Source organism: Micrococcus sp. KRD026 (assembly GCF_017168445.1).
Taxonomy (GTDB): Bacteria; Actinomycetota; Actinomycetes; order Actinomycetales; family Micrococcaceae; genus Micrococcus; species Micrococcus luteus.
In genome coordinates this window covers 115,654-125,851 of the sequence record NZ_JABFBA010000019.1, presented here as the reverse complement: position 1 = coordinate 125,851, position 10,198 = coordinate 115,654, and the positions used below count along the sequence as shown (strand labels likewise).

Genomic DNA, 10,198 nt, shown 5'->3' with positions numbered 1-10,198 from the left:
CCAGTACGCCTCGTTCGCTGAGCTCGAGGCCGCCTGCGCGGGGTTCATGGCCATGGTGAACTCCCGGGAGCACCGGGTGACCCGGCGCCGCCCGGACCACATGCTCGCCGAGGAGACCAGCGCGTTGCATCGGATCCCCGCCACGGCGCACACCGTGGCCTACGGGGTGGGACGGAAGGTGCCGGAGAACACGCCGATGGTCTCCTTCGAAAACGCCCAGTACTCGGTGCCCGCGCACCTGCTCGGGGCCGAGGTGTTCGTGCGCCATCACGGCACCGGACCGGACTCGATGGTGGTGATCATGCACGCCGGTGCGCAGGGGCCGGTGGACAACCGGCTCAAACAGTGGCGAGGAATCGCGATGCGCTCGGACAAGTACGCCCGGAGCTATCACGCCGGGCTCTGCCTCGCCGCGACACTGCATTGGCTGACTACTACCCTTTAGCAACACGCCCTAACCCCAGCCGAGTACGCTCGGCAGTGCACCCATCAAATGGAAACCGACGACTCACAGAACGTCCGGACCGAATGAAGGGGGCGGCTCAGTTGCATCGGATCCCCGCCACGGCGCACACCGTGGCCTACGGGGTGGGACGGAAGGTGCCGGAGAACACGCCGATGGTCTCCTTCGAAAACGCCCAGTACTCGGTGCCCGCGCACCTGCTCGGGGCCGAGGTGTTCGTGCGCCATCACGGCACCGGACCGGACTCGATGGTGGTGATCATGCACGCCGGTGCGCAGGGGCCGGTGGACCCATCACGGTGGCCAGCACCACCACCCAAACGGGCAAACCAGCTGGCCACCAGTGGGCAGTTCTGATGGCCACCAGCGGGAAGAAACACTGGCCGCCTATGGGCAGAACTCAATGGCCCTTGACACCACCGCGACGCACACGTCGAGGTCGAGGGGCTTGGCGCCGTCCGACTCGACGTCGCATATGGCGGGATGACGTTCGCAATGGTGCATGCCGAGGAGCTCGGGTTCGAGATTGCGCCGTCAGAGGCACGAGAAATCTGCGAGGTCGGCGAGCAAGTAAAAAAAGCCGCGAGCGAGCAACTGGAGGTCGAGCATCCCGTTGACGCGCGTATCCCCGGCATCACCAACTTCGAGATGATGGGTCCGTTGCGCCATGACGCCGGGGTGCTCACCGCGCGCAACACCGCTGTGGTGTCGCCTGGCCGCTGCGACCGCTCGCCTTGCGGTACCGGCACATCGGCGCGGCTGGCGCTGCTGCACGCGCAAGGACTGATCCGGCCGGGCGAGCTGTTCGTCCACGAATCGATAACCGGCAGCCGGTTCACGTCGTCGATCGACGCCCTCACAACGGTCGGTCCGTACGACGCGGTCGTCCCCGCCGTGGCAGGTCAGGCCTGGATAACCGGCTTTTCCCAGATGGGGTTGCATCCCACCGACCCGTACCCGCAGGGGTTCACCGTCGCCGACACCTGGATGCAGGAGTTCTCCCTACTTGCCGGATGAGATCGTCAGCGTCGGCTGTCACCTGCGGGGGCCAACCTGGTTCGGTGAAAGCGCAAGATCCGCCCACTCGGGGTCGCGCGTCGGGTCCCCGCTGCTATGCGGGGCCACCTGCGTCAGGCGCCGTCGGCTCATCCGCTGGAGGAGAAGCTGAGGCGATCGGCACAGCTCCCTGGGCGAGTTTGAGACGGGTCCACAGGTTCATGTTGATGATGACCGCCGCCATCTCCGCGACATCACGTTCGCTGAAGTGGATCCGCAGTTCATCGTGTGCCTTCGCAAACCGCTCCTGACTGAAAACGGTGAGGGCTTCACAGTACGCAAGCGCGGCGCGCTCCTGAGCGGAGAACATCGTGCTCTCCCGCCAGGACGGCAGGTGGGCGATGACCACCGGGGGAATCCCGACCTTGATCGCAACCTCGGTGTGCAAGATCAGGCAGTATGAGCAGGGGTTCAACTGCGCGACTCGCAGTCGGAGCAGTTGTAACAGTCGTCGATCACCCGGAAGGTCAGCCGAGTATCCGAATGCGGCCGCCATCTTGCCCGCCAGGCGCCCGAAGCGGGTCTGGTTGGGGTCGAACCGGGTGTTGCGGAAGCTCACGTTCTCGAGAACCGGGCCGAAACTATTCATGTCACGCCGAGACATCAGCATCCCCGTCCCGCCTGCACCTGTGCGCCAAGCCGGGCTGCGTACTCCGGGTGTTGCTGCACGAACGAGCGGAAGACGGGGCATCTCACGGTCACGCGCTTGCCCTCAGCATGGAGGCTGTCGAGCACCCTGCGCGTGAGGGCGGCGGCCAGCCCCATTCCACGGTACTCAGGAAGGATCGATGTGGCGAGGAGCAGCACACGGTCGTTCTTCTCATCAAACAACACCCCGCCGAACTCGACGCCATCCTTCGTCGCGACGAACACGTCGCGCGACTCGTCCCGCGCGATCGAGAACGAAGCCTCATCTGTCGACGCCGGCGTCCGCATCTCGTCCACGAGAGCGCGCTGGTCGAGGGAAATGTGAAATCCACCGTGTCCTGCGGGGTCCGACTCGTCAGGTGAGAGCTGAGGCGGGAAGTGAAAACCGGTCATGTGAATCTCCCGAGTTGGAACGCGATGAGTTGGTCTGAAGCCCTGACTCGAGCTTAGCGATGTATGGACTCTAGGGTCCAATATCAGTAATCTTGAAGAGCGGACCATCTCACCCAGGAGGAGACCATGAGCGCGAAGGATTACGTGAAGACCGAGGAGGCGCTACGCAGCCTCACCGAGGACCAGCGTTACGTCACGCAGGAAGAGGGCACCGAACCTGCTTATGACAACGAGTATTGGGCGAACGACGAGCCCGGCATCTACGTCGACATCGTCTCCGGGCAGCCGCTGTTCTCCTCGACCGACAAGTACGACAGCGGCACCGGTTGGCCGAGCTTTACCAGGCCGATCGATGACGACGCCCTGGACACCAGGACCGATCATCAGCTGGTCACGCCTCGCATCGAGGTGCGTTCGACCGGTGCGGACAGCCACCTCGGCCACGTCTTCCCCGACGGACCGCAGGATGCTGGGGGGCTCCGGTATTGCATGAACTCCGCCGCCCTTCGCTTCGTCCCGGCCTCATCCCTCGAGGAAGAGGGATACGGGCAGTACCGCTCGCTGTTCGACGCGGATGCCGGCTCGACAGGAGTCGTCGCATGACCGCCGGCATCGATGACACCGGAAAGATCACCCGCAACCCCGACACCGAGACCGCCGTCCTCGCGGGCGGCTGCTTTTGGGGCATGGAGGATCTGTTCCGTCGCCAGCCGGGCGTGGTTGACACCCGTGTCGGCTACACGGGAGGCGAGAACGATCACCCGACTTACCGTAACCACCCCGGGCATGCCGAGGCGATCGAGATCGTCTTTGACCCGACCCAGACGACGTACCGCGACATCCTCGCCTATTTCTTCCAGGTCCACGACCCCACGACCCTCAACAGCCAGGGCAACGACTACGGCACGAGCTACCGCTCCGCGATCTTCCCCACCTCCATGCAACAGGAGCAGATCGCCCGCGAGACGATCGCCGACGTCGACGCATCCGGTCTGTGGCCGGGGAAGCCTGTCACCACCATCGAGCCCGCGGGCTCTTTCTGGGAAGCCGAGCCCGAGCATCAGGATTACCTGATTACATACCCCAACGGCTACACATGTCACTTCGAACGCCCCGATTGGGTGCTGCCGAGCCGAACCGAGGCGGACGCGCCGGCATAGCGACGGCGGATCTCAGCGAACCTCGGACGATCGCGCCGGAAACAGGACACACATGGACAGCAGCCAGGACGGCATGGTCACGCTGAGAGGTACCGATCAGGTGCTCGGAGAACTGGACTCGTCCCGGACCGCCGACTCGCTCGCCGAAGTCACGAACATCACGAACGACGAGAGCGCATCGGTCTATGAACTCCGCGTCGAGGACCGCACCGTTGCGGGACTTGTGTACGCCGAGACCGGCAACCGGGTGACTCTGCTCGCGACATCCGTGTTTCCTGAGTTCCGCGGAAAAGGGCTTGCCGGCAAGCTCCTCGGCGGCGTCCTCGACAAGCTTCGCACCGAGGGCCGGACCGTGACCCTGACGTGCCCATTCGCCACCGCATTCGTCCACTCCCATCCCGAGTACGCGGATGTCGTCGACCCCACCTTCCCTGGCAACGCGCACTCACGCAGGCACGGACGACGGCACTGAGCCGCAAGAGAGGCAGCCATGACCCACCTCGAAGAACACTCGCTCCCGTACATGGACAAAGCCCTCCCCGATGCATGGAAAGCAGCGACAACCTTCGCTAGCGCGATTTCTAGAGAAGCCGCTCAGCACGGGCGGTCACTCGCCGAAGGCGAGATCATCAAGATCCGCGTCTCGCAGCTCAATGGATGTGTCTTCTGCCTAGACCTCCACTCCCGGCAAGCCCGGAAGCTGGGTGTGCCGCAGCAGAAGCTCGACCTGCTCCCAGCATGGCGAGAGTCCACGCTCTTCAGTGACCGGGAGGCAGCGCTGCTCGCAGTCGCCGAGACAGCGACCACGCTCCCGCTGAGCGAAGACAGCAAGGCCGACCTCCTCGCCGCCCGAAGCGCCCTCGGTCAGGAAGCTTTCGTCAGCGCCGAATGGGTGGCCACTACCATCAACATCTTCAACAGGATCTCCATCCTCAGCGAGCACCCCGTGCGAGCGCGAGATGCTGAAGGGAAGCTCTCCTAGAGTCGAGAACGGACGCCCCGCAACGCCGCGAAAAGGACAGCATTCTCTCAGGAAAGCGGGACCAAAAGGTCCACTTCTGACGTTATCTCCAGTGACGCCGCAAGCCAGCGGCGGCAGAAACGGAGGAATCGTGCCCAGCAGTAACTACCCCAAGACGTCCGAGGCGCTCAGCCGTCTCACCCCGATCCAGTACCGCGTGACCCAGGAGGACGGCACCGAGCCGTCGTTCTGCAACGAGTACTGGAGCAACCACGAGCCCGGCATCTACGTCGACGTGGTCTCGGGCCAGCCCCTGTTCTCATCCACCGACAAGTACGAGAGCGGCACCGGATGGCCGAGCTTCACCCGACCGATCCAGTCGGACGCCGTCCACACCAAGACCGACCGGAAGCTCTGGATGGAGCGCACAGAGGTCCGATCCACAGGAGCCGACAGCCATCTCGGGCACGTCTTCGACGACGGACCTGCCGATGCCGGGGGATTGCGCTACTGCATGAACTCGGCCGCACTCCGTTTCATCCCCGCAGCGGAGCTCGAGGCACAGGGATACGGCGAGTACCGCTCCCTGTTCGACACCACCGACACCACAGAGGAGAACGCATCATGACCAGTGGCATCCACGACGCCGGCCAGATCACCCGCACACCCGGCACCGAGACGGCGGTTCTCGCCGGCGGCTGCTTCTGGGGCATGGAGGACCTGGTCCGCCGCCAGCCAGGCGTGCTGCAGACACGAGTCGGCTACACCGGCGGTCGCAACAGCCACGCCACCTACCATCGTCATCCCGGTCACGCAGAGGCGCTGGAGGTAGTCTTCGACCCCGCCAAGACCACCTACCGTGATCTCCTGGCATTCTTCTTCCAGATCCACGACCCGACCACCGTCAACCGCCAGGGCAACGACATCGGCTCCAGCTACCGCTCAGCGATCTTCCCCGTCACCCCGGAGCAGGAGAAGATCGCCCGCGACACCATCGCAGACGTGGACGCCTCCGGCCTGTGGCCGGGCAGCGTCGCGACCACAATCGAGCCGGCAGGCCCGTTCTGGGAGGCAGAGCCTGAGCACCAGGACTACCTGGAGCGGTATCCGAACGGCTACACGTGTCACTTCCCTCGTGCAGGTTGGGTGCTTCCGCCTCGCGCGGCGCATGCGGCGATCTGATCAAAGGAGGAGGGTGTGCTCACCAGGGTGAACACACCCTCCCGGTCGATAGGGAAGCAGTTAGTGAGCTCCGCCGTCGTCGGCCCAGACCTGCAGCTCGTTCATCACAAGCTCGTCGAGCATGGGCGTCTCGTATCGCCCTTCGGCGGTGTAGGACCCATTCCGGAAGCTGAGCCCAGCAACAAGATGGTCTTCAACGATCCATCGAACGTCATAGCAGGCCCGGTAGCTCGGAGGCCAGAAGGAGCAGAAACGCCCCGTCGCGTCGAGGTACCATTCGCCGCGAGTGGACCGCCCATACTCGACATACACAGTGCCGCCGGCGGGGTCGAACGTCTGTGTCGCCCCGTCTGCGTATCGGAGAGGTCCTCTTGTCACCGCGTAAGCAATGTCTTCGGCGAGGACGACGTCGCCATGCTTCATGATCGGCTTCTCCCAGCGTACGGAGCCTCGGCCCTCGTCTTCGTGCTAGACGCGGTCTCCATCAAACAACGGCCTCCTCGATGAGCTCGTAGATGTTCGCGCGCCGGAGGTCGGCGGCGTGAAAGACGAGACCGTCGCCGCGCTCGGGCGGTTCCACGGCGACATGCCGCACGCAAGTCGCGGCGAGATCTCGCTCTTGTCCCGTCATGACAACGAGCCCGATCACCGTGGTGTCGGACCCGACCGCGTTGGTCGCTGCCACTCTGATGTCGCGGGTGACGTGCCGTGCGATGCGGTCCACACGTCGCCGTGAGGCGCCGTCAGCACCCTCGAACACCATCACCACCGTCCGCGGCTGCACAGCGTGCACCGCGCCAGTGACCTCCCGGCGTATGCGCGCCACTTCTGCTCTCCTTGAGCGGAAACCGAGCATTCCTCTGATCCGATATGCGGCCAGCACCATCCGCAGGTCCTCGACCGTGGGCATATCGGAGGCCAGCGGGACGAGATCCAGAACGGCCGCGTCGTCGCCAATACGGACTGGCGAACGTATGTCAGACATCGCGCCAACTGATCGGGGGCATGCCGCACAGGCTTGCGTGCCCATCTACGTCCATCGTTGAGGCTCCCGTCGAGATAGTTGCGCCTTCGTGTGCCACTGCCCCTCGGCGACGGGCGAGGAGGACCGCCCGTCACCAATTCGCTTCGCGCCGCGGCGGCTAGGCGTGAACGTGACCCGGCTCGTGCTGGTGGTTGTCGAGCTCGGCACGGACCTGCTCCATGTCCAGCCCTCGCACCTGAGCGATGAGGTCCTCCAACGCCGGCTTCGGCAGTGCGCCAGCCTGGATGAACACCCTGATCGAGTCGCGGTAGACCGCCACGGTAGGCAATGCACGGATGCCGATCTCCGACGACAGCTGAGCCGCAGCCTCTGTATCGACCTTGCCGAACACAATGTCCGGGTGCTCTTCGGAGGCGGCCTCATACACCGGGGCAAACGCTCGGCACGCACCACACCAGGTCGCCCAGAAGTCGAGGATCACGATCCCATCGCGGCCCGTGACCTCCTGAAAGTTCTCGTCTGTTACCTCTATCGTCGCCATCTCTGGTCCTCTCGTGAACAACCTTATTGGACTTCGTGGTCCTGTTACATAGTCCTCGATCGCGCGGGACTGCGCAAGGTCGCGGCTACCTGTTGGCGGCGTAGCGATAACCGTCAGCAGCGGGGCGGAGATGCGAGTCGACACGTCGCTACACGCGATCGCCGGATTTTCCGTCCAAGATCAGGCTTGTCGGGCTCGCGAGGCGAGCCTCGGTAGCGGTCGGCTTTCGGGCGCCGCGAAGGTTCCCGGCGTCGTCAACGTCGCCACCCGCGTACGGCTGACTACGTGCTGCTGTCGGACCCGATCGTTGTGACGGTCATTCACCACCGGGGGGGTATCACCGGATGAGTGTGCTCTTGCTCCAGAGGATCGACTTCCATCTCGGTGGCGTCCGACACGGCCTCGACGCCGGCACCCGAGCGACGACTCTCGTTGAGTGCCTGGACGATGCGAGCAAGCGCTGGTTCAGAAAGCGTGCCGGTATGGCTGAAGACTCGTGCGCCGTCTCGGTACCCCAGTAGGGCCGGGACGGCGGCCACGCGTGCGACGTGCGCAGCCTGGAGCTCGCTGGTGATGTCGACGCGTGCGTGCAGGACGTGTGACTGTTCGACGGATGACCTCTCGTAGATCGCACCGAAGGCACGGCAGGGAGAGCACCAGCTCGCCCAGAAGTCGACGACGACGAGTTCGGTCGTCGCAACCACGCTTACGAAACTCTGATCAGTCAAAGCAACCACGGTCATGGGTCAATGCTCCTGTCAATTTCGACGCGGCGGTCTTGGAGGGGCAACGGAATGGCGGCGACCCCGGTGGCTGCGGGGCGACCCCCGCATCGTGTCTCTTATCTGTTGTGCGCCGAGCGCGCTCTGCCCTGTCCCGCAAGCCGATTTCCGGACTCATTGGTCCAGTCTCAATGATCGACGTTTGCGCTAGGTCGCGCCACCCGGACGCGCGTGTTCTGATTCGAAATAGCGCACGTCGCGCGTTTCCACTTCTGATGGCGGGCTCGAATCACGCGTGTCGGTGTGTATGCGCCGCTCCACCTACCATGCATGACCATTTCGATACGGGTGATGAGCGCCGGCCAGGGGTATCGATACTTGCTCAAGTCAGTCGTAGCGGGCGACCGCGATCGAGACGCCGCATCCGCGCTCACGGGGTACTACACCGATGCGGGGACTCCTCCGGGCATCTGGCTCGGTGCCGGCTTGTGTCAAGGGCCATTGAGTTCTGCCCATAGGCGGCCAGTGTTTCTTCCCGCTGGTGGCCATCAGAACTGCCCACTGGTGGCCAGCTGGTTTGCCCGTTTGGGTGGTGGTGCTGGCCACCGTGATGGGCCTTCGAAAACGCCCAGTACTCGGTGCCCGCGCACCTGCTCGGGGCCGAGGTGTTCGTGCGCCATCACGGCACCGGACCGGACTCGATGGTGGTGATCATGCACGCCGGTGCGCAGGGGCCGGTGGAGGTCGCCCGGCACCGGGTGGCCCGGCCCGGGTCCCCGGCCATCGACGACGCGCACTTCCCCGGCCACGAGACGGACAAGGTGCCCGGGGACTACACCCCGGTGCCCCGTTCGGCGGCGGAGGCCGAGTTCCTGGCCATCGGGGCCGGAGCGAGGACCTGGCTGGTGGAGGCCGCCGCGGCCGGCACCAGCCGGATCGGTCAGAAGATGGCCGAGGCCGTCACCCTGGCCAAGCTCGCCGGCACCGACCAGGTCGACCGCGCCCTCGGGGTGGCCGCGGTGCACCAGCGCTTCGCCCACGGCGACCTGGCCTCCCTGCTCACCGCCGCCGGCCACCGCACCGGGATGCACACCGCCACCGAGGAACGGTCCCTGACCCAGGGCACCGCCGGCTGGGCCGGCCTCGGTACCTCCAACACCGAGGGGGCAGCCCGGTGAGCATCCACACCCCGAACACCGCCGCACCGGCGCTGCCGGCCGATTTGGAGGCGCTGTTGCGGCAGCTGAAGATGCCCCACGCCCGCGGTATCGCCGCCGAGGTACTGGCCACCGCCCGGGCCCAACGCTGGGAGCCGGCCGAGGTCCTCAAGGCCCTGCTGGTCGAGGAGACCACCGGTCGGGCCCGATCCATGCTCGCCGCCCGGCGCAAGGCCGCCGGGTTCCCCACCGGCAAGACCTTCACGACCTGGGATCCGGGCGCCTCCTCGATCCCGGCCCCGACCCAGCAGTCCCTGCGCACCCTGGAATGGCTCTCGCGCAGAGAGAACCTCGTGGTCTGCGGGCCCTCCGGCACCGGCAAGACCTTCTTCCTCGAGGCCCTGGGCCAGCAGGCCGTGGAGGAGGGCAAGCGGGTGGCCTGGTTCACCCTGGAGGACCTCGGGGCGATGATCCGGGCCCACCGGCCCGATGACACCATCACCAAAGCCGTCGCCCGAATCCTGCGCGCCGACCTGATCGTCATCGACGACATCGGCCTGCTGCCGGTCGCCGACGATGCCGCCGAGGGCCTCTACCGCATCGTGGACGCCGCCTACGAGAAACGCTCCGTAGCGATCAGCTCGAACCTGCACCCGGCCGGCTTCGACGAGCTGATGCCCAAGACCCTGGCCACCGCCACCGTGGACCGGCTCCTGCACCACGCCCACGTCTGCCAGACCACCGGAGACTCCGTACGGATGACCCAGGCAATGGCCGGGAAGGGAGTCATGCCACTGAACTGATCCCATCACGGTGGCCAGCACCACCACCCAAACGGGCAAACCAGCTGGCCACCAGTGGGCAGTTCTGATGGCCACCAGCGGGAAGAAACACTGGCCGCCTATGGGCAGAACTCAATGGCCCTTGACAC

Annotated in this window: 14 protein-coding genes and 3 pseudogenes; 11 read left to right on the top strand and 6 right to left on the bottom strand. The window is 65.3% G+C overall.

Going from position 1 to position 10,198, the window contains the following annotated elements; genetic code table 11:
- From J1M40_RS07020 to J1M40_RS07010, 3 genes and pseudogenes are all read left to right on the top strand, one after another.
- Window positions 1-331: pseudogene (locus J1M40_RS07020) on the top strand (hypothetical protein); the annotation flags it as partial.
- 287 nt (window positions 332-618) lie between these two features.
- The gene (locus tag J1M40_RS07015; RefSeq protein ID WP_206450628.1) at window positions 619-819 is read left to right on the top strand and encodes a hypothetical protein; all 201 of its coding nucleotides are present in this window, start codon (window positions 619-621) and stop codon (window positions 817-819) included.
- Between the two features lie 69 nt (window positions 820-888).
- A pseudogene (locus tag J1M40_RS07010) lies at window positions 889-1,479 on the top strand (proline racemase family protein); the annotation flags it as partial.
- Window positions 1,480-1,573: 94 nt separating this feature from the next.
- On the opposite strand, the gene J1M40_RS07005 reads toward J1M40_RS07010, so the two are convergent.
- Complete coding sequence (locus J1M40_RS07005; protein WP_101966249.1) at window positions 1,574-2,107, bottom strand: carboxymuconolactone decarboxylase family protein; 534 nt, start codon at window positions 2,105-2,107, stop codon at window positions 1,574-1,576.
- 14 nt (window positions 2,108-2,121) lie between these two features.
- Window positions 2,122-2,559, bottom strand: coding sequence for a GNAT family N-acetyltransferase (locus J1M40_RS07000; protein ID WP_101966248.1), 438 nt, complete (start codon window positions 2,557-2,559; stop codon window positions 2,122-2,124).
- Window positions 2,560-2,685: 126 nt separating this feature from the next.
- On the opposite strand from J1M40_RS07000, the gene msrB (J1M40_RS06995) reads away from it, so the two are divergent.
- The 6 genes from msrB (J1M40_RS06995) to msrA (J1M40_RS06970) all read left to right on the top strand — a co-directional run bounded on the left by msrB (J1M40_RS06995) (window position 2,686) and on the right by msrA (J1M40_RS06970) (window position 5,862).
- Window positions 2,686-3,162, top strand: coding sequence for a peptide-methionine (R)-S-oxide reductase MsrB (gene msrB / locus J1M40_RS06995; protein WP_101966239.1), 477 nt, complete (start codon window positions 2,686-2,688; stop codon window positions 3,160-3,162).
- On the top strand, window positions 3,159-3,719 hold the full coding sequence (msrA, locus tag J1M40_RS06990; protein WP_101966238.1) for a peptide-methionine (S)-S-oxide reductase MsrA: 561 nt from the start codon (window positions 3,159-3,161) through the stop codon (window positions 3,717-3,719). Before msrB (J1M40_RS06995) ends, msrA (J1M40_RS06990) begins: the two co-directional genes overlap by 4 nt.
- Window positions 3,720-3,771: 52 nt before the next feature.
- Window positions 3,772-4,191: a GNAT family N-acetyltransferase gene (locus J1M40_RS06985; protein ID WP_101966237.1), complete on the top strand. Its 420-nt coding sequence runs from the start codon at window positions 3,772-3,774 to the stop codon at window positions 4,189-4,191.
- Between the two features lie 18 nt (window positions 4,192-4,209).
- Complete coding sequence (locus J1M40_RS06980) at window positions 4,210-4,701, top strand: carboxymuconolactone decarboxylase family protein (RefSeq protein ID WP_206450626.1); 492 nt, start codon at window positions 4,210-4,212, stop codon at window positions 4,699-4,701.
- A gap of 130 nt (window positions 4,702-4,831) precedes the next feature.
- Window positions 4,832-5,308, top strand: coding sequence for a peptide-methionine (R)-S-oxide reductase MsrB (msrB, locus tag J1M40_RS06975; RefSeq protein ID WP_251393508.1), 477 nt, complete (start codon window positions 4,832-4,834; stop codon window positions 5,306-5,308).
- Complete coding sequence (gene msrA, locus J1M40_RS06970; protein ID WP_101966235.1) at window positions 5,305-5,862, top strand: peptide-methionine (S)-S-oxide reductase MsrA; 558 nt, start codon at window positions 5,305-5,307, stop codon at window positions 5,860-5,862. Before msrB (J1M40_RS06975) ends, msrA (J1M40_RS06970) begins: the two co-directional genes overlap by 4 nt.
- A 60-nt stretch (window positions 5,863-5,922) precedes the next feature.
- Here msrA (J1M40_RS06970) and J1M40_RS06965 read toward each other — a convergent pair whose 3' ends face one another.
- From J1M40_RS06965 to J1M40_RS06950, 4 genes are all read right to left on the bottom strand, one after another.
- Window positions 5,923-6,285 (bottom strand): hypothetical protein, encoded by a 363-nt coding sequence (locus J1M40_RS06965; RefSeq protein ID WP_180951267.1) that lies wholly within the window; start codon window positions 6,283-6,285, stop codon window positions 5,923-5,925.
- A 61-nt stretch (window positions 6,286-6,346) separates the two neighbouring features.
- Window positions 6,347-6,847, bottom strand: a complete 501-nt coding sequence (locus J1M40_RS06960; protein WP_144820275.1) for a hypothetical protein — start codon at window positions 6,845-6,847, stop codon at window positions 6,347-6,349.
- 157 nt (window positions 6,848-7,004) lie between these two features.
- Window positions 7,005-7,388, bottom strand: a complete 384-nt coding sequence (locus J1M40_RS06955; protein WP_101966233.1) for a co-chaperone YbbN — start codon at window positions 7,386-7,388, stop codon at window positions 7,005-7,007.
- A 320-nt stretch (window positions 7,389-7,708) separates the two neighbouring features.
- Entirely contained in the window at window positions 7,709-8,131 is a 423-nt protein-coding gene (locus J1M40_RS06950; RefSeq protein ID WP_101966232.1) for a co-chaperone YbbN, read from the bottom strand.
- 593 nt (window positions 8,132-8,724) lie between these two features.
- Here J1M40_RS06950 and J1M40_RS06945 point away from each other — a divergent pair.
- Window positions 8,725-9,288: pseudogene (locus tag J1M40_RS06945) on the top strand (IS21 family transposase); the annotation flags it as partial.
- The gene (gene istB / locus J1M40_RS06940; RefSeq protein WP_010078636.1) at window positions 9,285-10,070 is read left to right on the top strand and encodes an IS21-like element helper ATPase IstB; all 786 of its coding nucleotides are present in this window, start codon (window positions 9,285-9,287) and stop codon (window positions 10,068-10,070) included. The pseudogene J1M40_RS06945 and the gene istB, both read left to right, overlap by 4 nt.
- The last annotated feature ends 128 nt before the right edge of the window (window positions 10,071-10,198 follow it).

Bases quoted from the DNA above. Each gene is read 5' to 3' on its own strand.
- msrA (WP_101966235.1), top strand. From the start codon at position 5,305: ATGACCAGTGGCATCCACGACGCCGGCCAGATCACCCGCACACCCGGC.
- J1M40_RS06960 (WP_144820275.1), bottom strand. From the start codon at position 6,847: ATGTCTGACATACGTTCGCCAGTCCGTATTGGCGACGACGCGGCCGTT.
- J1M40_RS07005 (WP_101966249.1), bottom strand. From the start codon at position 2,107: ATGAATAGTTTCGGCCCGGTTCTCGAGAACGTGAGCTTCCGCAACACC.
- J1M40_RS06950 (WP_101966232.1), bottom strand. From the start codon at position 8,131: ATGACCGTGGTTGCTTTGACTGATCAGAGTTTCGTAAGCGTGGTTGCG.
- J1M40_RS07015 (WP_206450628.1), top strand. From the start codon at position 619: ATGGTCTCCTTCGAAAACGCCCAGTACTCGGTGCCCGCGCACCTGCTC.
- msrB (WP_101966239.1), top strand. From the start codon at position 2,686: ATGAGCGCGAAGGATTACGTGAAGACCGAGGAGGCGCTACGCAGCCTC.
- J1M40_RS06980 (WP_206450626.1), top strand. From the start codon at position 4,210: ATGACCCACCTCGAAGAACACTCGCTCCCGTACATGGACAAAGCCCTC.
- J1M40_RS06965 (WP_180951267.1), bottom strand. From the start codon at position 6,285: ATGAAGCATGGCGACGTCGTCCTCGCCGAAGACATTGCTTACGCGGTG.
- msrA (WP_101966238.1), top strand. From the start codon at position 3,159: ATGACCGCCGGCATCGATGACACCGGAAAGATCACCCGCAACCCCGAC.
- J1M40_RS06955 (WP_101966233.1), bottom strand. From the start codon at position 7,388: ATGGCGACGATAGAGGTAACAGACGAGAACTTTCAGGAGGTCACGGGC.
- J1M40_RS06985 (WP_101966237.1), top strand. From the start codon at position 3,772: ATGGACAGCAGCCAGGACGGCATGGTCACGCTGAGAGGTACCGATCAG.
- J1M40_RS07000 (WP_101966248.1), bottom strand. From the start codon at position 2,559: ATGACCGGTTTTCACTTCCCGCCTCAGCTCTCACCTGACGAGTCGGAC.